This is a genomic window from Ramlibacter sp. (assembly GCF_028291745.1).
In the GTDB taxonomy this organism is placed as follows: domain Bacteria; phylum Pseudomonadota; class Gammaproteobacteria; order Burkholderiales; family Burkholderiaceae_C; genus Ramlibacter.
Genome location: NZ_JAQGNQ010000017.1, coordinates 1 through 19804, shown reverse-complemented (window position 1 = coordinate 19804; position 19804 = coordinate 1). Strand labels below are relative to the sequence as shown.

20 protein-coding genes are annotated in these 19804 nt (G+C 69.3%); 15 read left to right on the top strand and 5 right to left on the bottom strand.

Annotated elements, in window-relative coordinates; all coding sequences use genetic code 11:
• The first annotated feature begins 5 nt into the window (after positions 1–5).
• Positions 6–2864 carry a DUF1631 family protein gene (locus JWP60_RS02650; protein ID WP_299786101.1) on the top strand — a complete coding sequence of 953 codons (2859 nt, stop codon included), beginning with the start codon at positions 6–8 and terminating at the stop codon, positions 2862–2864.
• 165 nt (positions 2865–3029) lie between these two features.
• On the opposite strand, the gene JWP60_RS02645 is transcribed toward JWP60_RS02650, so the two are convergent.
• From JWP60_RS02645 to JWP60_RS02635, 3 genes are all read right to left on the bottom strand, one after another.
• Complete coding sequence (locus tag JWP60_RS02645; protein WP_299786099.1) at positions 3030–3509, bottom strand: DUF494 domain-containing protein; 480 nt, start codon at positions 3507–3509, stop codon at positions 3030–3032.
• 108 nt (positions 3510–3617) lie between these two features.
• Positions 3618–4727, bottom strand: coding sequence for a DNA-processing protein DprA (dprA, locus tag JWP60_RS02640; protein ID WP_299786097.1), 1110 nt, complete (start codon positions 4725–4727; stop codon positions 3618–3620).
• A 4-nt stretch (positions 4728–4731) separates the two neighbouring features.
• Positions 4732–5961, bottom strand: a complete 1230-nt coding sequence (locus JWP60_RS02635) for a LysM domain-containing protein (protein WP_299786095.1) — start codon at positions 5959–5961, stop codon at positions 4732–4734.
• Between the two features lie 138 nt (positions 5962–6099).
• Between JWP60_RS02635 and def the strand changes: the two genes are divergently transcribed.
• The 10 genes from def (at position 6100) to JWP60_RS02585 (ending at position 14731) form a co-directional block, all read left to right on the top strand.
• Complete coding sequence (def, locus tag JWP60_RS02630) at positions 6100–6612, top strand: peptide deformylase (protein ID WP_299786093.1); 513 nt, start codon at positions 6100–6102, stop codon at positions 6610–6612.
• A 15-nt stretch (positions 6613–6627) separates the two neighbouring features.
• The gene (locus tag JWP60_RS02625; RefSeq protein ID WP_299786091.1) at positions 6628–7122 is read left to right on the top strand and encodes a hypothetical protein; all 495 of its coding nucleotides are present in this window, start codon (positions 6628–6630) and stop codon (positions 7120–7122) included.
• Positions 7122–8081: a methionyl-tRNA formyltransferase gene (gene fmt, locus JWP60_RS02620; protein ID WP_299786089.1), complete on the top strand. Its 960-nt coding sequence runs from the start codon at positions 7122–7124 to the stop codon at positions 8079–8081. The genes JWP60_RS02625 and fmt overlap by 1 nt, the downstream gene beginning before the upstream one ends.
• Positions 8081–8818: an AzlC family ABC transporter permease gene (locus JWP60_RS02615; protein WP_299786087.1), complete on the top strand. Its 738-nt coding sequence runs from the start codon at positions 8081–8083 to the stop codon at positions 8816–8818. Before fmt ends, JWP60_RS02615 begins: the two co-directional genes overlap by 1 nt.
• Complete coding sequence (locus JWP60_RS02610) at positions 8815–9153, top strand: AzlD domain-containing protein (protein WP_299786085.1); 339 nt, start codon at positions 8815–8817, stop codon at positions 9151–9153. Before JWP60_RS02615 ends, JWP60_RS02610 begins: the two co-directional genes overlap by 4 nt.
• Before the next feature lie 142 nt (positions 9154–9295).
• Positions 9296–10489: a phosphoglycerate kinase gene (locus JWP60_RS02605; protein ID WP_299786083.1), complete on the top strand. Its 1194-nt coding sequence runs from the start codon at positions 9296–9298 to the stop codon at positions 10487–10489.
• 69 nt (positions 10490–10558) lie between these two features.
• Positions 10559–11992: a pyruvate kinase gene (gene pyk / locus JWP60_RS02600; RefSeq protein ID WP_299786117.1), complete on the top strand. Its 1434-nt coding sequence runs from the start codon at positions 10559–10561 to the stop codon at positions 11990–11992.
• A gap of 224 nt (positions 11993–12216) precedes the next feature.
• Positions 12217–13281 carry a class II fructose-bisphosphate aldolase gene (gene fba, locus JWP60_RS02595; RefSeq protein WP_299786081.1) on the top strand — a complete coding sequence of 355 codons (1065 nt, stop codon included), beginning with the start codon at positions 12217–12219 and terminating at the stop codon, positions 13279–13281.
• Between the two features lie 66 nt (positions 13282–13347).
• Positions 13348–14256 carry a phosphoribosylaminoimidazolesuccinocarboxamide synthase gene (locus tag JWP60_RS02590; protein ID WP_299786079.1) on the top strand — a complete coding sequence of 303 codons (909 nt, stop codon included), beginning with the start codon at positions 13348–13350 and terminating at the stop codon, positions 14254–14256.
• A gap of 52 nt (positions 14257–14308) precedes the next feature.
• Positions 14309–14731, top strand: a complete 423-nt coding sequence (locus JWP60_RS02585; RefSeq protein ID WP_299786077.1) for a hypothetical protein — start codon at positions 14309–14311, stop codon at positions 14729–14731.
• Positions 14732–14834: 103 nt separating this feature from the next.
• Here JWP60_RS02585 and trxA read toward each other — a convergent pair whose 3' ends face one another.
• Positions 14835–15722 (bottom strand): thioredoxin, encoded by an 888-nt coding sequence (gene trxA / locus JWP60_RS02580; protein WP_299786075.1) that lies wholly within the window; start codon positions 15720–15722, stop codon positions 14835–14837.
• Between the two features lie 60 nt (positions 15723–15782).
• Between trxA and purE the strand changes: the two genes are divergently transcribed.
• From purE to JWP60_RS02560, 4 genes are all read left to right on the top strand, one after another.
• Positions 15783–16283 carry a 5-(carboxyamino)imidazole ribonucleotide mutase gene (gene purE / locus JWP60_RS02575; RefSeq protein ID WP_299786073.1) on the top strand — a complete coding sequence of 167 codons (501 nt, stop codon included), beginning with the start codon at positions 15783–15785 and terminating at the stop codon, positions 16281–16283.
• A complete protein-coding gene (locus JWP60_RS02570; protein ID WP_299786071.1) occupies positions 16280–17527 on the top strand; it encodes a 5-(carboxyamino)imidazole ribonucleotide synthase in 1248 nt (415 codons plus the stop codon). The genes purE and JWP60_RS02570 overlap by 4 nt, the downstream gene beginning before the upstream one ends.
• A 4-nt stretch (positions 17528–17531) precedes the next feature.
• Positions 17532–18521: an L-threonylcarbamoyladenylate synthase gene (locus JWP60_RS02565; protein WP_299786069.1), complete on the top strand. Its 990-nt coding sequence runs from the start codon at positions 17532–17534 to the stop codon at positions 18519–18521.
• A gap of 67 nt (positions 18522–18588) precedes the next feature.
• Positions 18589–19539, top strand: coding sequence for an SGNH/GDSL hydrolase family protein (locus JWP60_RS02560; RefSeq protein WP_299786067.1), 951 nt, complete (start codon positions 18589–18591; stop codon positions 19537–19539).
• 76 nt (positions 19540–19615) lie between these two features.
• Here the strand turns inward: JWP60_RS02560 and JWP60_RS02555 are convergent.
• The coding region (locus JWP60_RS02555; protein WP_299786065.1) for a hypothetical protein at positions 19616–19804 on the bottom strand (189 nt) is incomplete at its 5' end.

The following is a 19804-nucleotide window of genomic DNA, read 5'->3' as shown; positions in this document are numbered from 1 at the left end:
AGCGGATGTCGTCCACGCTCATTCCTGCTGCCGTACCCCTGGCGCGGCAGGCGCGCGAGCGGTTCGTCGCCCACATGCAGGGCGTGCTGCCAGCGCTGGCCGAGGCGGTGCGCGCCACGCTGACGGAGCAGATGAGCACGGCGCAGAGCAGCCGCGACATGCAGCAGCGGCGCGATGCGCTGGTGGAGTTCGAGCAGACGGGAGCCCGCTGGGTCGATGCGGTCGCGCGCGCCTGGCGCCGTGCCGTCGTGCCCGCGGCCGCCACGAATCGCATGCGCATGGAGCTCGCCACCCTGGAGCTGATCGGTGACGACGTCGTCGAGAACAAGATCCTGTCGTCGCGCCTCGCGATGGCGGTGCAGGAAAAGGCGGTCTGGGACCTGAACGACCTGAAGCTGCGCATCGCCCACCTCGAGGGCGGTGAGGAACTCGCCAGCGAGGACATCCTGCGGCCGGAGGCGCTGGCCCAGATCGTGGTGGAGCAGTGGACGGCCGTGAAGCTGCCGCGCGAGACCTGGATGATCGTCAAGGACGTGATTCGCGACCAGATCGCGCCGCGCGCACTCGAGGGCTATCAGCAGGCCAATGAATTCCTGGTCGAGAGCGGCGTGCTGCCGCACATCGACCTGCGCGTCCGGCTCAAGCGCCCGGTCGTGAGCCCGCAGACGCCACGGCCGGCGGTCAACCCCGATCCCAACGCCGGCAACTCCAATTTCGGCGGGCTCGGGGGCGGCGGGTCCGGCGGCGGTGGCGGTGGCGGTGGCGGTCATGGGCAGGGCGGCCAGGGCGGTGGCGGTGGCGGATCCGGTGGCGGCGGCGGTGGATACGGCGGCCCTGGCGGCGGCGGTGATGGTGGCTCGGCCGGTGGCGGCAATGCCTATGCGGGCGGTGGCGGCAACGGCGGGTATGCCGGTCGCGGCGGTGGCGGCGGTGGCCAGGGTGGGCCGGGCGGCGGCGGGTACGGCGGCGGTGCCGGAGCTGGCGGTGCCGGCGGCTACGCCGGTGGCGGTCGCGGCGGCGGTGGCTACAGCGGCGGCAGTTCCGGTGGCAGCGCCAACCGCAACGGTGGCTACGGCGGTGATGCTTCGGGTCAGGACGGGGGCGCCGGCGGCGGCGCCAACGCAGGCGGCGGCCACAACGGCAACGGCAACGGCGGCGCCAACGGCAACGGCAGCTACGCGCAGGCCAACGGCCGCGACGGCGGTGGTGGTTCCGCGGCCGGTGGCAACGGCATGGCCCGCCAGGACGGCTCGGTCGTCGGCGACAGCATGCTGGGTGACTCGTTCTTCGCGCCGGAAGGCAGCAGCCCCTCGGGCGGGCGCAACACCGGCACGACGCCGATGGCGCGCGCGCGGGCACGGGCCACTGGCGTGATCGGACAACTCAAGCGGCTGCTGCGGGACAAGGTCGGCGGCGGCTTCGATGGCCAGGACGGCGGCACCCAGCAGCAGCCTTCGCCCTCGCTGGTGGCGGCGGTGACGCACCACGCCACGCAGGTGCAGACGCAGGTGCAGACCCGCGTCAACGAGGCCATGACCGTCGGCGACGTCGTGATCTTCGACGACGACGCCGTGGAGCAGGTGGCGCTGGACTTGCGCCATCGCACCACCGAGCTGAAACAGAAGGCCGCCACCACCAGCGAGAAGGCGACCATCGAGATCGTGGCCCTGATGTTCCAGAGCATCCTGGCCGAGGAACGCATTCCCCCCGCCGTGCGCGTGTGGTTCGCGCGCCTGCAGATGCCGGTGCTGCGGGTGGCGCTGGCCGAACCCGAGTTCTTCGGCTCGCTCGAGCACCCGGCGCGCCAGCTGATCGACCGCATGGGTTCCTGCGTGCTCGGTTTCGATGCCAGCGCGATTTCCGGCAGCGCGCTGGAGACCGAGATCCGCCGCGTGGTGCAGGTGATCGAGCAGTATCCCGAGACCGGCCGCCGCGTGTTCCAGCTGGTGTACGACGAGTTCCACCGCTTCCTTTCGCGCTTCCTCACCGAGAAGGGCCCGACGCAGAAGCTGGTGAGCGTCGCGCAGCAGGTGGAGCAGAAGGAGACGATGGCGATCCAGTACACCATCGAGCTGCGCAAGATGCTCTCCGACGTGCCGGTGCGCGAGGAGATCCGCGAGTTCCTGTTCAAGGTCTGGGCCGAGGTGCTGGCCGTGGCCGCCGTGAAGAACGGCCCGCAACACGAGGACACGCTCGCTCTCAAGAAGTCAGCGAGCGACCTCGTATGGGCCGCAAGCGCCAAGCCGAACCGGCACGACCGCGCCAAGGTGATCCAGGACCTGCCCGACCTGCTGGCGCGCCTGCGCCGCGGCATGAGCATGCTGGGCCTCAACTCGACGGACCAGGAGAACCACATCAAGGTGATCGGCGACACGCTGGCCGATGCCTTCCTGTCCAAGACCGAAGCCATCCCGCATGCGCGCATCGAGGAGATGACCAAGCGCCTGGCCAACCTGGAGGATTTCGTCTCCGACGACGATGCCGGCGAGCTGCCGCTGGACCAGGAGTCGATCGAGATGATGCTGGGCATCGACGCCTCGATGATCCAGGTGATCAGCGCCGGCGGCTCGCAACCGAGCGCCGCGATGATGGGATGGGCCAACGAGCTGCAGCCGGGAACCTGGTTCACGCTGGATCACAACGGCCGCATCGCGCAGGTGCAGTACGCCTGGTGCAGCGACCGCCGCCAGCTGCACCTGTTCGCCTCCGGCGACGGCCACTGCTACCTGATGCCGATCCGCCGCCTCGGCGCCTACCTGCAGGCCGGCCTGTTGGTGCCCACCGAAGAAGAAGCGCTCACCGTGCGCGCCACGCGGGACGCGCTGGCGAAACTGGATGCAAATCCGGAGCGCCTGCTGCGTTAGTCGGCGGGAAGACGGACAGCCGGACGCAGAGGGCGCAAAAGAAAAAGCGCAAAGCTCGCAAAAGAAGCAGCCAGGAAAGTGGAAGTCCCCACCTTCACTGGCTGTTCCTTTTGCGACTTTTGCGCAACCTTCGCGTCTTTTGCGTCCGGCTGGCCGAACCGGCATTCAATGCGCGACCCGGTCCTCCGTGTCGTCGCATAGTTCGTCGAGGATCAGGGCGTCCGGTTCGTGGCCGAAGCGCCAGTAGACCATCAGCACGATGATCTTGAGCGCGTCGAGTTGCACCGGCTCGCCGGCCGCGGCCATCGCGCGATCCACGACGATCTCGCGCAGCGCCGGGGGCAGCACGCCGGCGCCTTCGAGGAAGCTGATGAAGCCCAGGCACTCGGCGCCCAGCTGGTCCTGTTCCGCGATCGAGTAGACGCGCATGCTCGCGTCGTCTTCCGGGGCGCTCTCGAGTTGCGACGGGGCCGGCGGGCAGGCGTTCTGCGCTGCCACGTTGAGACCATCGAGCCATACCAGCGCCTCGTGGATCTCGTCGGGTTCGAAGCCATGGGCGCTCAGCTTGCGTTCGAGCGCATGCAGCTCGGGACACGCATCGCCGCGCCAGTAGTTTTCGTAGACGAATACCAGCACTTCAAACATGAAAGCCAATATAGCCTCTGTCGCGCAGATGCTGGCAAGGTTTTTTGCGCAGCTTGTTGTCCTTGCGCGTCGCGCCAGCGCACGCGCCACGCGGGCGCAGCAGGCGTGCTACGCCGCAGCCAGTCGCTGGAACAGACCACCGGGCAGGCGCGCGATCTCGCCCGCGAGTTCCAGTTCGAGCAGTTGCGCCTGCAACAGCGGCGCGGGGATGCCGGTGCGCGCGATCAGCGGATCGAGCCCGATCGGGTCATAGCCCATGGCGGCCAGCAGCGGGCTCTCGCCCTCGGCCGCTTCCTCGGAACTTGCCGGGGCGGCCGCGGCCAGTGACAGGCGCAAGTCCTCCAGCACGTCCTGCGCGCTTTCCACCAGCTTGGCACCCTGGCGCAGCAAGGCGTGGCAGCCGCGCGCATGCGGCGAATGGATCGAGCCCGGAATGGCGAACACTTCCTTGCCCTGTTCGGCCGCCAGCCGCGCGGTGATCAGCGAGCCCGATTGCAGCGCCGCCTCCACCACCAGCGTGCCCTGGCTCAGGCCGGCGATCAGGCGGTTGCGGCGCGGGAAGTTCTCCGCCAGCGGCGGCGTGCCGATGTGGTATTCGCTGACGATCATTCCGCGCTGCGCGATGCGATGCGCCAGTTCCAGGTGCCGCTTGGGATAGACCCGGTCCAGGCCGGTGCCGACGACGGCGATCGTCGCCAGTGCATCGCCCGGCGCGCCGTCGAGGGCGCCCTGGTGGGCGGCGCCGTCGATGCCCAGCGCCATGCCGGAGACCACCGTCACGCCAGCGGCGGCAAAGGCCTTGGCAAAGCGATGCGCGTTTTGCAGTCCCTGCGGCGTGGGATTGCGGCTGCCGACGATGGCCAGGGCGCGCGCCGGCGTCACGCCCCGAACGCCCAGGCGATAGAGCATCAGCGGCGGGTCTTCGATGGCCAGCAGCGCCTGCGGATACTCCGCGTCGGCGAGGGTGAGGATCTCGCGCCCCTGCGGATCCTGGGCCAGCCAGGCGAGCGTCGCCGCGAGCTGGGCCTCGAATCCTTCGGGGGGCTTGCGCAGCGCCTCGGCGCGCGCGCTGTCGATCACCTGCGAGAGGGCGGCCTGGTCCTGCCGCAAGATGGCTTCCGGCAGGCCGAAAGCCGCGAGCAATTTGCGCGCGGCCTGCGGGCCGACTCCGGGCGTCAGCGCGAGGCGCAGCCAGTCGGCCAGCTCCTCGGGCTGCATGGGGTCAGCGCGGGTTCACCACGCGATCGCCGACCGTCACTGTATCGGTGATCTCCAGCACCAGCGCATACGACAGGTGCTCGAAGGTGCGGAACACCATCAGCAGGCCGTTGCGTTCGTCCGGCAGCTTCAGGCGGGCGTGTTCGCCGTCCTGCGAACGATCGTCGACTTCGCGGCCGGCCTTGAGGATCGCGAGCACGTAGCCGGTCTCGATGCCCTCGGCGGCGCCGCGGTTCAGCGCCACCACCTGGTTCTGGCCGACCAGGGCCACGGCATCGCCGTAGACCGAAACGATGTTGCCGTCGACGCCGAGGCCGGGCGCCCGCGGCACGTAGCTGGCCAGCGTCCGCGGCGGCTCGGGCAGCAGGCGGTCGCCGACCCGCATTTCTTCCTTGGCGCGGGTGATGTCCACGGTGGCCGGAACCAGCGTCTCGACTTCCTTGTCCCGGCTGTTGCGCACCGGCTCGACGCCTTCGGGGCGCACGAGTTCGGCGCCGCCCAGGTAATGCGCCTCGTAGCCCAGCACGCGGTGGGTGACGGGGTCACGCAGTGGCTCGGGGTTGCGGAACACGCGGAACTGGTCGCCGCGCGGATCCGATTCGGTCACCGGGGTGCCGGTGCGGCCGCGTATATAAGCGCGATCGCCGCGCGTGAGCAGCACGCGGTCATCCGAGGCTGCGACGATGCGCGGGGCCCGTTCCAGCACGCCGGGATCCTCGACGATGATGGCTTCGTTGAGGAAGGGCTCGATCACCTGCGGCGGCAGCGCCGGGATCGAACCGTCGGTGACCGCTGCGTTGCGCACGCGCGGGGACAGGCGCACGGTGTCGGTCGGCGGTTCGCCGGCAGGCGGCTGGCCGAGGCGCAGCCGCGCCACGCCGTTGGACTTTTCCAGGTACAGGATCTCGCCGGGATAGATGCGGTGCGGGTTGCGCACCTGGTCCAGGTTCATGCCCCACAGCTCGGGCCAGCGCCACGGGCTCTTGAGGAACAGGCCGGAAATGCGCCACAGGGTGTCGCCCGACCTCACCGTGTAGCTGTCCGGCGCGTTGGGCGCGAGTTCCGACAGCGGCACACCCGCGCTGGCCACCTGCTGCGCCGTGGAGCGCTGCTCGGGCGTGATCGGGAAATTCTGGGCCGCGGCCGTGGTTGCCAACCCACCTCCCACGACCACTGCCGCGCAGGCGGCGATCGTGCGGGTTGCCAGGCCGAAAGCTGCCTTGGAAAGGGCCATCTCGTATACGTCCGCTCTTGACAAGTTGCTGGCGATTCTGACCCCAAGTCCTTGATCGGGCAATGTTTATTGGGCTTGTCGTCCGCCCGCAACGAGAAAAGTGGCGGAAAATAGCGACAGAAGTCTCACACTTTCCTCATGGCTCTCCTTCCCATCCTCACCTACCCCGATCCCCGCCTGCACACGGTGGCCAGGCCCGTGCAGGCCGTCGATGCGCGGATCCGCGGCCTGATCGCGGACCTGCTGGAAACGATGTACGACGCCAACGGCATCGGCCTGGCGGCCACGCAGGTGGACGTGCACGAGCGCCTGATCGTCATCGACATCTCCGAGGAGCGCAACCAGCCGCTGGTGTTGATCAACCCCGAGATCGTCTGGGCCAGCGACGACACGCAGCTGGGCGACGAAGGCTGCCTCTCGGTGCCGGGCATCTACGACGGCGTCGAGCGTGCGCGCTCCATCAAGGTGCGGGCCCTCGACGGCGAAGGCCAGTCGCGCGAGCTCGCGGCCGAGGGCATGCTGGCCGTGTGCATCCAGCACGAGATGGACCACCTTCTGGGCAAGGTCTTCGTCGAATACCTGTCGCCGCTCAAGCGCAATCGCATCAAGAACAAGATGCTCAAGGCGCGCCGCGACACCGAGCGGGTCTGAACCGGAGAGATCCCCATGCGTCTTGGTCTCCTGCTTGCCGGCAGCGCACTGCTTCTCGCTGCCTGCGCCAATCCCTGGAACACCGCCAACATTGCCGCCGGCGCCACCCGCGACCAGGTGGTCGCGCGCGCCGGGCAACCGGTTGCGGTGCTGCCTTTGGCCAATGGCGGCCAGCGCATGCAGTACACGCTGCAGCCGCTGGGTCGCTACGCCTTCGCGGTGGACCTCGATGCCAGCGGGCACGTGGTCAGCTCGCGCCAGGTGCTGACCGAAGCCAACTTCCAGCGCATCGAGACGGGCGCCTGGACGGTCGCCGACGTGCAGCGCGAATTCGGGCCGCCGGCGCAGATCGACACCGTGGCCAGCTGGAACGGGCCGGTCTGGACCTACCGTTGGCGCGACCTGGGCAACAACGACATGTTCTATTGGGTCTACTTCGATCGGCAGGGCGTCGTGCAGCGCGCGCATCCCGGCATGGAGTTCATCAACGCGCCCAGCGACCGCTACTGATGCGGGTCGTCTTTGCCGGGACGCCCGAATTCGCGCGGGCCGCCTTCCAACGCCTGCACGCTGCCGGCTTCACCGTCCCCCTGGTGTTGACGCAGCCGGATCGCCCGGCCGGCCGCGGCATGAAGCTGCAGCCCTCTCCCGTGAAGCAGTTCGCGCTGGAGCAGGGCATCGCCGTGGCGCAACCGCGCAGCCTGCGTCTCGCTGGCAAGTACCCGGAGGACGCATCCTCCGCGCGGGCTGCGCTGGAAGAAGCCAGGCCCGACGTGATGGTCGTCGCCGCCTATGGCCTGATCCTGCCGCAGTGGGTGCTGGACCTGCCGCGCCTGGGTTGCCTGAACATCCATGCCTCGCTGCTGCCTCGCTGGCGCGGCGCCGCGCCGATCCACCGGGCCATCGAAGCGGGTGACGCCGAGACCGGCGTGACCATCATGCAGATGGACGCCGGCCTGGACACCGGCGCGATGCTGCTGGTGGAGCGCATCGCGATCGCGCCCGACGCCACCACCGGCTCCCTGCACGATGCGCTGGCGGCGCTGGGCGCCCGCATGATCGTCGAGGCGCTGGAGCTGGCGGCCTGCGGCGGCCTGCGCGCGGTGCCGCAACCGGCCGAAGGCGTCACCTACGCGCACAAGATCGAGAAGGCGGAGGCGGCGATCGCCTGGTCGCAACCGGCCGCCACCATTGAGCGCCGCCTCCGCGCCTTCGATCCCTTCCCGGGGGCAAGCGCGCAGATCCGCGGCGAGACGGTGAAGATCTGGCGTGCGCACGTCATGCCGGAGCGCGGCGGCGTGGCCCCGGGAACCGTGGTGGCCGTGGACGAACACGGCATCGCGGTCGCCTGCGGCGACGCCAGCCGCCTGGAGATCCGCGAACTGCAGCGTCCCGGCGGCAAGCGTCTCGCGGCTGCCGATTTCCTGCGTGGCTTCCCCTTGGAAGCGGGCATGCACTTCGAGACCTGATGTTCTTCCTGCGCAGCGTCCACTCGCATCCCGAGTTCCGTCAGGGCATGCGCGCCACCGCCTCGGTGGCGCCGGGCATCGCCGCCTGGGGCCTCATGACCGGCGTGGCCATGGTCAAGTCCGGCATGAGCGTGGTCGAGGCCGTGGCGATGACGCTGTTCGTCTACGCGGGCAGCTCGCAACTCGCCGCCATTCCGCTGATCGTGGCCGCCGCGCCCGCCTGGGTGATCTGGGCCACGGGCTTTTGCGTCAACCTGCGCTTCGTCGTCTTCAGCCTGCACCTGCGCGAGTACCTGATGCACCTGCCGCGCTGGCGCCGCCTGGTCAACGGCTTCCTCACCGCGGACCTGAGCTACGCCGTGTTCACCAGCCGCTTCCCGCAGCCGGCGCAGGATGCCGAGGGGTATCGCGCGCAGGAGTCCTTCCTGGCCGGCAACTACTTCGTGACCTGGGTGGCGTGGACGGGCGCCAGCCTGGCGGGCGTGGCGCTGGCCAACCTGATCCCGAGCGCGTGGGGACTGGGCTTCGCGGGCGTGCTGTGCCTGGTCGGCATCCTGTGCTCGCTGGCCAACACGCCGCTGCGCGTGCTGGCGGCCATCGTCGCCGGCGCGGCCGCAGTGGCCGCCTATGCGCTGCCGCTGAAACTGAATATCGTCGCGGCGATCGCGATCGCCGTGCTCGCCTGCTTCTGGCTCGAAGGCCGGCAGCGCGGGCCCGCGCGGGAGCGCACCGCATGAAGGGCGAGACCGACGCCTGGACGCTGTTCGTGATCGCCGGCCTGGCCGGTGTCACCGTGCTGGCGCGCTGCTTCTTCTTTATCCTCGACCGGCCGTGGTCGCTGCCGGCCTGGGCGCACCGCGCCTTGCAGTACGCGCCGGTGGCCGCGCTCTCGGGGGTGGTGCTGCCCGAGGTGGTCATGAGCAACGGCCATCTGGTCGGGACCTGGCACGACGCGCGGCTCTTTGGCGCACTGGCCGGCGCGGCGGTGTACTTCTGGCGGCGCAGCGTGCTGCTCACGCTGATCCTGGGCATGGCCGTATATCTGCCGCTGCACCTCGGATTCGGTTGGTAGGCTGGGCTGCCGCAGGCACCCCGGCGCTGCGCCTGACCGCAGCGCTGGGGTTCGCTGCGCGAAGCCCCGCCTGCGTGGGGGGCTGCCTGGAATCGCGCCGGCTTCCTAGAATGGGGGTTTTCGTTCCACCCTCGAAGCTCCCATGAACGTCCTGCGTTTTTCCGATCTGTGCGACGAGGGCCGCGCCCGCGGCCGCCGCGTCTTCATCCGGGCCGACCTCAACGTGCCGCAGGACGATGCCGGCAACATCACCGAGGACACGCGGATTCGCGCCTCGGTGCCCTGCATCCAGATGGCGCTGAACGGCGGCGCGGCGGTGATGGTGACCTCGCACCTCGGACGTCCCACCGAGGGCGCGTTCAAGCCCGAGGACTCGCTCGCGCCCGTGGCCAAGCGCCTGTCGGAACTGCTCGGGCGCCCGGTGCCGCTCAAGCAGGACTGGGTGGACGGCGTCGACGTGCAGCCGGGCGAACTGGTGCTGCTGGAAAACTGCCGCATCAACAAGGGCGAGAAGAAGAACAGCCCCGAGCTGGCGCAGAAGATGGCCGCCCTGTGCGACATCTACGTGAACGATGCCTTCGGGACCGCCCACCGCGCCGAGGCCACCACCTACGGCATCGCGCAGTACGCCAAGATCGCGTGCGCCGGCCCGCTGTTGGCCGCGGAGATCGACGCGATCTCCAAGGCATTGGCGCAACCGAAGCGACCGCTGGTGGCGATCGTCGCCGGCTCGAAGGTGTCGACCAAGCTCACCATCCTGCAATCGCTGGCCCACAACGTCGACCAGCTGATCGTCGGTGGCGGCATCGCCAACACCTTCATGCTGGCTGCGGGCCTGCCGATCGGCAAGTCGCTCGCCGAAGCCGACCTCCTGGACCAGGCGAAATCGGTGATCGAGGCGATGAAGGCGCGCGGCGCCGAAGTGCCGATCCCCACCGATGTGGTCGTTGCCAAGACCTTCGCCGCCGACGCAGCCGCGACCGTGAAGCAGGCGGCGGATGTAGCGCCCGACGACATGATCCTGGACATCGGGCCGGAGACGGCGAAAAGGTTGAGCGCGCAACTGATGGCGGCCGGCACCATCGTCTGGAACGGGCCGGTCGGCGTGTTCGAGTTCGATGCCTTTGGCAAGGGCACGGAAGCGATCGCCCGCGCCGTCGCGGCCTCCTCGGCCTTCAGCATCGCTGGTGGCGGGGATACGCTCGCCGCGATCGCCAAGTACGGTATCGAGCAGGACGTGGGCTACATCTCCACCGGCGGCGGCGCCTTCCTCGAAGTGCTGGAAGGCAAGACGCTGCCGGCGTTCGAGATCCTGCAGAAGCGCGCGCAGGGCTGAGTGAGTGGTAACCGGCTCGTAACGGGTACCGTGTGAAAATCCGGAACTGAATCACAGGAGCCGATGTCCATGCTGCCCCGCGCCACCAAGATCGTCGCCACCCTCGGCCCCGCCTCCAGCGACCCCGCCATCCTGGAGCGCATCCTGCGCGCCGGCGTGAACGTGGTGCGCCTGAACTTCAGCCACGGCACCGGGCAGGACAAGATCGCGCTCGCCAAGCTCGTGCGGCAGGTCAGCCAGTCGACCGGCCGCGAGGTGGCGATCATGGCGGACCTGCAGGGACCCAAGATCCGCGTCGGCAAGTTTGCCGAAGGGCGCGTGATGCTGGAGCCGGGCGCGCAGTTCGTGCTCGACGCCTCCCGCGAGGAGCCCGGCGACATCAACGGCGTCGGCCTCGACTACAAGGAGCTGCCGCGCGACGTCCGCCCTGGCGATTCGCTGCTGCTGAACGATGGCCTGATCGTGCTGACGGTCGATTCCGTGCACGGCGACCAGATCCGCACCACCGTCGTGGCCGGAGGCGTGCTGTCCAACAACAAGGGCATCAACAAGCAGGGGGGCGGCCTCACGGCGCCGGCGCTGACGGCCAAGGACATGGAGGACATCCGCACCGCCATGAGCTTCCAGGCCGATTTCGTGGCGGTGAGCTTTCCGAAGACCGCCACCGACATGGAGATGGCGCGCCAGCTGTGCAACGTGGCGGGGGCGGATTTCCGCCACCGTCCCGCGCTGATCGCCAAGATCGAGCGGGCCGAGGCGATTCCCAACCTGGAACAGATCCTCAAGGCCAGCGACGGCATCATGGTGGCGCGGGGCGACCTGGCCGTGGAAGTGGGCAACGCCGCGGTGCCGGCGCTGCAGAAGCGCATGATCCGCATGGCCCGCCAGTACGACAAGGTGGTGATCACTGCGACGCAGATGATGGAGTCGATGATCGCCAACCCGGTGCCCACGCGCGCCGAGGTGAGCGACGTGGCGAACGCGGTGCTCGATGGCACGGATGCGGTGATGACCAGCGCCGAGACCGCCGCCGGCAAGTACCCGGTGGAAGTCGTGCAGCAGATGGCGGCGATCTGCGCCGAGGCGGAGATGGCGGAAGACGTGAAGCTCGATGCCGACTTCACCGGCATGGCCTTCTCGCGCATCGACCAGTCGATCGCGATGGGCGCGCTGTTCACGGCCTACCACCTGGGATGCAAGGCGATCGTGGCGCTGACCGATTCCGGCTCGACCGCGCTGTGGATGAGCCGGCACCGCATCCACATCCCGATCTACGCACTCACCCCCAAGCTGGTGACGCAGCGCCGGATGGCCCTGTACCGCAACGTGCGCCCGCTGCTGATGGACCAGAGCGCCGACCGCGATACGGCGCTGGCCGAAGCGGAAGCGCACCTGAAGAAGCGCGGCATCGTGCAGTCCGGCGACATCTACGCGATCACCTGCGGCGAGCCGATGGGCGCCCCGGGGGGGACGAACATGCTGAAGGTTGTGCGGGCGACCTGAGTCGCAGCGATGTCATCGCGGCTTGTCCCGCAATCCCGGATGCCATTGCGGGCTTGACCCGCAATCCAGACGGCGCCTGTTCACGCGCCGTCGTGGATCCCGGGTCAAGCCCGGGATGACATCCTGAGAGCCCGCAGCCCCAGGCTCGCGGGCTAGAATCGCACGAGTTACCGCGCGGTTACATCGACCGTGCGGGCCATTTCTGTCGCACTCCAGGAACTGCCATGCCTCTCGTTTCCATGCGCGAACTGCTGGACCACGCCGCCGCCAACGGCTACGGGATCCCCGCCTTCAACGTCAACAACCTCGAACAGGTGCAGGCCGTGATGGAAGCGGCCAAGGAAACGGATTCGCCGGTGATCCTGCAGGCGAGCGCCGGGGCGCGCAAGTACGCCGGCGAGCCCTTCGTCAAGCACCTGATCCAGGCCGCGCTCGAGGCGTACCCGAAGATCCCGCTGGTGATGCACCAGGACCACGGCCAGAGCCCCGAGGTGTGCAAGGGCGCCATGGAGCTGGGCTTCTCCTCGGTGATGATGGACGGCTCGCTGGAAGCCGACGGCAAGACCATCGCCAGCTACGACTACAACGTGGACGTCACCCGCAAGGTCGTCGACATGGCGCACAAGCTGGGCGTGACGGTCGAAGGAGAACTGGGCTGCCTCGGCTCGCTGGAGACCATGAAGGGCGACAAGGAAGACGGCCACGGCACCGATTCGACGATGACGCGCGAGCAGCTGCTGACGGACCCCGAGCAGGCCGCCGATTTCGTCAAGAGGACGCAGCTCGATGCGCTGGCCATCGCCATCGGCACCAGCCACGGCGCCTACAAGTTCACCCGCAAGCCCACGGGCGACATCCTGGCGATCGACCGCATCAAGGAGATCCATCGCCGCATCCCCAACACGCACCTCGTGATGCACGGTTCCTCCTCGGTGCCGCAGGACCTGCTGGCGATCATTCGCCAGTACGGCGGCAACATGAAGGAAACCTACGGCGTGCCGGTCGAGGAGATCCAGGAAGCCATCAAGCACGGCGTGCGCAAGATCAACATCGATACGGACATCCGCCTGGCGATGACCGGCGCGGTGCGCAAGTTCCTGGCCGAGAATCCCGACAAGTTCGACATGCGCGAGTGGATGAAGCCGGCGCGCGAGGCGGCCCGGCTGATCTGCAAGCAGCGCTACGTCGAGTTCGGCTGTCAGGGACAGGGCAGCAAGGTGAAGGGCGACCCGCTGCAGGTCGTCGCGAAGAAATACGCCCAGGGCGAGCTGGCCCCGACGGTGAACTGAGCCGCTTGTCACCCTTGCGATAATCGGCGGCCCGCGACCTGCGGGCCGTTTTACTTTGAGCCGCCCATGACCGCCGCCCTGCACACCTCCAACATCACCTCGCTGCCCCTGCTGGCCCGCGGCAAGGTGCGCGACAACTACGCGGTCGGCACGAACCGCATCCTCATGGTGGCAAGCGACCGGCTCTCCGCCTTCGACGTGATCATGGGCGAGCCGATTCCGGGCAAGGGCGAGATCCTCACGAAGATGGCGCTGTTCTGGTTCGCGCGGTTGGGCCACGTGTGCCCCAACCACCTGACTGGCGAAGCGCCGGAAAGCGTGGTCCAGGCCGCGGAACTGCCGCAGGTGCAGGGACGCTCGATGCTCGTCAAGCGCCTGAAGCCCATCCTGGTGGAGGCGGTGGTGCGGGGTTACCTCGCCGGCAGCGGCTGGAAGGAATACCAGGACACGCAATCGGTGTGCGGCGTGCCGCTGCCGGCCGGCCTGAAGAACGCGAGCAAGCTGCCCGAGCCGATCTTCACGCCCGCGGCCAAGGCGGCCTCGGGGCATGACGAGAACATCAGCTTCGACAAGGTGGTGGCGCTGATCGGCCCCGACGTGGCCGCGCAGATCCGCGACCTGAGCATCCGCATCTACCGCGAGGCTGCCGACTTCGCGCTGACCAAGGGGCTCATCATCGCCGACACGAAGTTCGAGTTCGGCCTGGACGAGCAGGGCCGCGTCGTGCTGATGGACGAAGTGCTCACGCCCGACTCCTCGCGCTACTGGCCGGTCGAGGGCTACCATGCCGCTTTCACCGCCGGCCAGAATCCGCCGAGCTACGACAAGCAGTTCGTGCGCGACTGGCTCGAGAGCGTGCGCATCGATGGCCACCCCTGGGACAAGACGCCGCCGGCGCCACGGCTGCCCCAGGAGGTGATCGTGAAGACGGCCGCCAAGTACCGCGAAGCGCTCGACCGCCTGACTGCCGCTTAAGCAGATGTAAAAGGCCGGCGGCGCGGCGCAGGCTGCGCGCTATGCTGGCCGCATGAAAGCCAAGCTCCTTCTCCTCCTGGTGGCAGGCGTCGTTGCGGCGCCTGCGTTCGCGCAGTCCAATGCGCAGTGCATCCTCGCCGGCCGGGTGAGCGAGGATCAGTGGGCGCCCGACTTCGAGGGCCTGACCCTGCTCGGCGCCGATGGCCGCGCGATCGTGCAAGCCTCGCACGCGGCGCTTGCGGGCGTGCGGCAGGCGAACATCGCGCAGCCTGCCCTGCTGTCGCGATGCGATGGCGATCAGCCGCTGGCCAACGGCGACAACGAGCCGGCCGGCCGCAAGACCGCCGTGCCCGCGCTCACGCGCGGCGTGGTCGATGTCGTGGCGGTGAACTTCCCGAAGCTGCGCACGGGCGGCGAGCTGGTGGAGCTGCGCGTGCGCGTGCCGTTGGCGCGGGTGGTGATGCTCACGCGGTGAGGCCGGTGTTGGTGGGGTGCCTGCGGCATCCCACCCTACCGAGGCACCGGCGGGCATGGCGCTGTAGGGTGGGATGCGGCAGGCACCCCACCACCCCGGCAACCTACGACAACACCACCGACGACAAGCGCCGCCGGTACGTGGCCACCGTCGGATCGTCCGGCGGGATCTGCCCCTCGGCCACCTTCACTTTCGGCGGCTCGACGATCTCCAGGATCGCAATATAGGTCTTGCGCGCGAGGTCCTCGTTCCACGATTTGTCGCGCATCAGGATCTCCAGCAGTTCGTCCATCGCGGCTGTCCACTGCTGCTGCGCGATCAGCACGCGCGCGCGATCGAAGCGCGCCTGGAAGTCGCGCCGGTTGGCGGCGATCTTCGCATCGAGCGCGGCCACGTCCGGCCGGGTCGCGGCAAACGACAGCGCGTCGAGCCAGCGCGCGAGCGCGTCGATGCGCCGCACCAGCCCCGCCCTGGCAGCGGCCGGCTCGAACGCGCGGCGCGCTTCGGCCTCGTGCCCTGAAGCCAGCAGTGCCTTGACGTAGTCGAAGCGCGCATCGTCGTTGGCGGGGTCGCTGGCCACGGCCTGCTGCAGGCGCTCGAGCTGTGCCTCGGGGTCGGCGTCGCCCGGCTCTTCCAGCAGCGGCTCTTCCTCCTCCTGGGGTGCGAGCGCCGGCACGTGCTTGTCGAGGAACTCGCGCACCTTGCCTTCGGGCAGCGCGCCCATGAAGCCGTCGACCGGCTGGCCGTTCTTCAGCAGGATCACGGTGGGGATGCTGCGGATGCCGAAGGCGCCGGCGATCTGCTGTTCCTCGTCGGAGTTGATCTTGACCAGCTTGAAGGCGCCGCCGTACTCGACCTCCAGCTTTTCCAGGATCGGGCCGAGCGCCTTGCAGGGCCCGCACCACGGGGCCCAGAAGTCCACCAGCACCGGCTGGGTCGCGGAGGTCGCAATGACCTCCAGTTCGAAGTTCTCGATGGTGACGTCGATCATGTCCGGCCCTTCTGGGCGTCAAAGTAAAATTGGGGCTTCTTCTCGAAGCATTCTATGAACATGAGCACCGTGTCGGTCGGGGTGGTGATGGGGTCCGGCAGCGACTGGGACACCCTGCAGCATGCGGTGCAGATTCTCCAGGAATTCGGGATCGCCCATGAGGCGAAGGTCGTCTCGGCCCACCGCATGCCGGATGACATGTTCGCCTATGCGGAGGCCGCAGCGGGCCGCGGCCTGAAGGCGATCATCGCCGGCGCCGGCGGCGCCGCCCACCTGCCGGGCATGCTGGCGGCCAAGACGACGGTGCCGGTGCTGGGGGTGCCGGTGGCCAGCCGCCACCTGCAAGGCGTCGATTCGCTGCACAGCATCGTGCAGATGCCCAAGGGCATTCCGGTCGCCACCTTCGCCATCGGCAACGCGGGCGCGGCCAATGCGGCGCTGTTCGCGGTGGCGATGCTTGCCGTGAACGACCCCGCCCTGCGCGCGCAGCTGGACGCCTTCCGCGCGCGCCAGACCGAAGCCGCGCGCGCCACGACCCTGCCGCCGAAAGACCGAGCATGAGCCCGCCGGGCCGCGCCAAGGGCGAAGACCGCAGTGCGCAGCACGCAGGCTCTCCTGCCGCGGGCGCGCGCAAGCGCGATGGCGCCTTGCCTCTCGTGCTGCCGGGCGCCACGCTGGGCGTGATGGGAGGCGGCCAGCTCGGTCGCATGTTCGTCCATGCCGCGCAGCGCATGGGCTACTTCACGGCGGTCCTCGACCCCGACCCCCACAGCCCCGCCGGGCGCGTCAGCCACGAGCACGTGCAGGCCGACTATCTCGACGAGATCGGCCTGGCCAAGCTGTGCGGCCACAGCGACGCGATCACCACCGAGTTCGAGAACGTGCCGGCGCAGGCGCTGGCGCAGATGGCCGAACACCGGCCGGTCTCCCCCGGCGCCGCGGCCGTGGCGATCGCCCAGGACCGCGCCGAGGAGAAAGCGCATTTCACCCGCTGCGGCGTGGCCTGTGCCCCGCACGCGGTGATCGCCAACGAGGAAGACCTCGCGGCAGTCGCCGACGACCTGCTGCCCGGCATCCTCAAGACCGCGCGCCTGGGTTATGACGGCAAGGGCCAGGTGCGCGTGGCCACCCGCGCTCAATTGCGTGCCGGCTGGGAGTCGCTCAAGCGCACGACCTGCGTACTCGAAAAGATGCTGCCGCTCGCCTTCGAATGCTCAGTGCTGGTGGCACGCGGGCGCGACGGCGCGATCGTGCACCTGCCGGTGCAGCGCAACCTGCATCGCGACGGCATCCTTGCCGTGACCGAGGTGCACGAGAACGGCGTGGCCGCGGACCAGGCGACGCAGGCGATCGCCGCCACGCGCAGGATCGCCGAGGGCCTGGACTATGTCGGCGTGCTGTGCGTCGAATTCTTCGGCCTCGAAGACGGCTCGCTAGTGGTCAACGAGATGGCCCCGCGGCCGCACAACAGCGGGCACTGGAGCATGGATGCGGCGGACGTGTCGCAGTTCGAGCTGCAGGTGCGCACTCTGGCCGGCCTGCCGCTCACGCAGCCGCGCCAGCACAGCCCCGCGGTCATGCTCAATCTGTTGGGCGACCTGTGGTTCCGAGCGGGCGAGCAGGCGCAGGCACCCGACTGGGCCGCAGTCCTGGCGCTGCCCGGCACCCACCTGCACCTGTACGGCAAGCTCGATGCGCGGCCCGGTCGCAAGATGGGACATCTCAATGTCACCGGCGCGAACGTCGATGCGGTGCGCGCCACCGCCTTGCGGGCGGCGCACATCCTCGGCATCGCGCCCTTCTGAACTCATGATCCTCGACGGCCGGCAGGACAGCTCGGTGGCGCAGGCCGCGCAGGTGCTGGCGCGCGGCGGCCTGGTCGCCTTTCCGACCGAGACGGTGTATGGCCTGGGCGCCGACGCCGGCAACGATGCGGCGGTGGCCGGCATCTTCGCCGCCAAGGGCCGGCCCAGCGACCATCCGCTGATCGTGCATGTGAGCGATGCGGCCGCCGCCTCGCGCTTCGCGGCGACGGTGCCGCCGGTGGCGCAGCGCCTGATGCAGGCCTTCTGGCCCGGGCCGCTGACGCTGATCCTGCCGCGCCGCGCAGACCTGGGCGCGGCCGCTGCCGGCGGCCAGGATTCGATCGGCCTGCGCTGCCCGGCGCATCCGGTGGCGCACGCGCTGCTGGTGGCCTGTGCCGCCAGCGAGCCGCCGGTGTTCGGGCTTGCCGGTCCGAGCGCCAATCGCTTCGGCCGCGTCAGCCCGACCACCGCGCAGCACGTCGCCTCCGAATTCGCCGAGGACCTGCTCGTGCTCGACGGCGGCGCCACCCGCGTGGGCATCGAATCCGCGATCGTCGATTGCACGCGCGGGGTGCCGGTGCTGCTGCGGCCGGGCGTGCTCACGCGCACGGAGATCGAGTCGGCCTGCGGCGAGCGCCTGTGGCTGCCCGAGGAAATGCCAGGGGCCGCGCCGCGTGCTTCCGGCACGCTGGAATCGCACTACGCGCCCGACGCCAAGGTGCGCCTGATGGATGCCGGCGCCCTGCAGGCCGCACTCGACGTGCTGGGGCCCGATGCCTCGGGCATCGCCGTTTATGCCCGCGCCGCGGTGCGCGCGCGTTCGCGCCACTACCGCCGCATGCCCGACGACGCGGCCGCGGTGGCACGCCAGCTGTTTGCAGTGCTGCGCGACTTCGACGCGGCGGGCGTCAGTTTGATCTGGGTCGAGGCGCCCCCCGAGGGCGCCGAATGGGACGGTGTGCGCGATCGCCTGAAGCGCGCTGCCGCCAGCTGAGCCAGACGCTTACGAAGCGTTCACCGACGCTCGTTAAACTCACCGGTTTCATCGGGAGTGATCATCCATGGCAATTCAGTGGTTGCGCCGCACCTGGCTGCTGGCCGCGGCCTCGGCCCTCGCGCTCACCGCCTGCGGCGGTGGCAGCATCGTTTCGAGTTTCAGCCCTGCGCGGGTCGTCGCCTTCGGTGACTCGATGGCCGACCTCGGGCAGACCGGCTCGCGCTACACGGTCAACGACGGCACCATCAACATCTGGACGCAGTACGTCGCGAACTCGTTCAGCCTGCCGCTGACCAACGTCGCGCAGGGCGGCACCTCGTACGCCACCGGCAATGCGCGCGTGACCATCCACCCCGACGCGGCGGGCAACGCCGCCACCCCGACGGTGACGGAGCAGGTCGACGCCTTCCTGGCTGCCGGCAAACCGGGCCCCCAGGACCTGATCATCCTGAGCGCCGGCACGGCCGACGTCATCGCCGAGGCGCAGGCCACGATCAACGGCACGCAGAGCTCCGCCACCGCCGTGGCGCACGCGCAGCAGGCCGGCATCGACCTGGCCGCACAGGTGCGGCGACTGGTGAACGCCGGCGCCACGCACGTCGTGGTGGCGGGTCCCTACAACCTGTCGCGTTCGCCGTGGTCGACGCAGCTCAACCAGTCCACGCTGCTGGATGCGACCAGCAGCGGCTTCAACGACAAGCTGCTGGTGTCGCTGGTCGACCTGGGCGCGGACGTGCTGTACGTGGATGCGGCGCTCGAATACAACCTGCTGACGTCGAGTCCCACCAGCAGCTCGCTGACCGACGCGACCACCATCGTCTGCACCTCGGTGGATCCGGGGCCGGGCATCGGCACCGGCCCGGGCCAGGTGAATTCGCGCCTGTGCACGCCTTCGACCATCCAGCCTGGCCTGGACTTCAGCCTGTTCCTGTTCGCCGACCGCGTCTACCCGACGCCGCGCGGGCAGCAGCTGTTCGGCGACTTCGCGCAGGCGCGGATTCGGGACCGCTGGTAAGGCGGGGAGTTGCTGGGGGTCAGGATGTCATCCCGGGCCTGACCCGGGATCCATGTTGAAAAAGAAGGGCCTGGTGTCAGTCCGCCACGACAGCGACCGGGGCGGCAAAGCCGCATGCGGGCGGGCTGCGGCGCGCGGCGGGGCGTCCCGATCGCGCCAGGCGCGATCGGGCAAACCTGCGCTGGCCGGTCTTGCGGCCCGCGCGGCCGAACTCGCTGCGAGTTTGACTGCTGCGCAGCCAAACTCTCCGCTCGATCACACGTCC

Bases quoted from the DNA above. Each gene is read 5' to 3' on its own strand.
- JWP60_RS02650 (WP_299786101.1), top strand. From the start codon at position 6: ATGTCGTCCACGCTCATTCCTGCTGCCGTACCCCTGGCGCGGCAGGCG.
- JWP60_RS02645 (WP_299786099.1), bottom strand. From the start codon at position 3,509: ATGTTTGAAGTGCTGGTATTCGTCTACGAAAACTACTGGCGCGGCGAT.
- dprA (WP_299786097.1), bottom strand. From the start codon at position 4,727: ATGCAGCCCGAGGAGCTGGCCGACTGGCTGCGCCTCGCGCTGACGCCC.
- JWP60_RS02635 (WP_299786095.1), bottom strand. From the start codon at position 5,961: ATGGCCCTTTCCAAGGCAGCTTTCGGCCTGGCAACCCGCACGATCGCC.
- def (WP_299786093.1), top strand. From the start codon at position 6,100: ATGGCTCTCCTTCCCATCCTCACCTACCCCGATCCCCGCCTGCACACG.
- JWP60_RS02625 (WP_299786091.1), top strand. From the start codon at position 6,628: ATGCGTCTTGGTCTCCTGCTTGCCGGCAGCGCACTGCTTCTCGCTGCC.
- fmt (WP_299786089.1), top strand. From the start codon at position 7,122: ATGCGGGTCGTCTTTGCCGGGACGCCCGAATTCGCGCGGGCCGCCTTC.
- JWP60_RS02615 (WP_299786087.1), top strand. From the start codon at position 8,081: ATGTTCTTCCTGCGCAGCGTCCACTCGCATCCCGAGTTCCGTCAGGGC.
- JWP60_RS02610 (WP_299786085.1), top strand. From the start codon at position 8,815: ATGAAGGGCGAGACCGACGCCTGGACGCTGTTCGTGATCGCCGGCCTG.
- JWP60_RS02605 (WP_299786083.1), top strand. From the start codon at position 9,296: ATGAACGTCCTGCGTTTTTCCGATCTGTGCGACGAGGGCCGCGCCCGC.
- pyk (WP_299786117.1), top strand. From the start codon at position 10,559: ATGCTGCCCCGCGCCACCAAGATCGTCGCCACCCTCGGCCCCGCCTCC.
- fba (WP_299786081.1), top strand. From the start codon at position 12,217: ATGCCTCTCGTTTCCATGCGCGAACTGCTGGACCACGCCGCCGCCAAC.
- JWP60_RS02590 (WP_299786079.1), top strand. From the start codon at position 13,348: ATGACCGCCGCCCTGCACACCTCCAACATCACCTCGCTGCCCCTGCTG.
- JWP60_RS02585 (WP_299786077.1), top strand. From the start codon at position 14,309: ATGAAAGCCAAGCTCCTTCTCCTCCTGGTGGCAGGCGTCGTTGCGGCG.
- trxA (WP_299786075.1), bottom strand. From the start codon at position 15,722: ATGATCGACGTCACCATCGAGAACTTCGAACTGGAGGTCATTGCGACC.
- purE (WP_299786073.1), top strand. From the start codon at position 15,783: ATGAGCACCGTGTCGGTCGGGGTGGTGATGGGGTCCGGCAGCGACTGG.
- JWP60_RS02570 (WP_299786071.1), top strand. From the start codon at position 16,280: ATGAGCCCGCCGGGCCGCGCCAAGGGCGAAGACCGCAGTGCGCAGCAC.
- JWP60_RS02565 (WP_299786069.1), top strand. From the start codon at position 17,532: ATGATCCTCGACGGCCGGCAGGACAGCTCGGTGGCGCAGGCCGCGCAG.
- JWP60_RS02560 (WP_299786067.1), top strand. From the start codon at position 18,589: ATGGCAATTCAGTGGTTGCGCCGCACCTGGCTGCTGGCCGCGGCCTCG.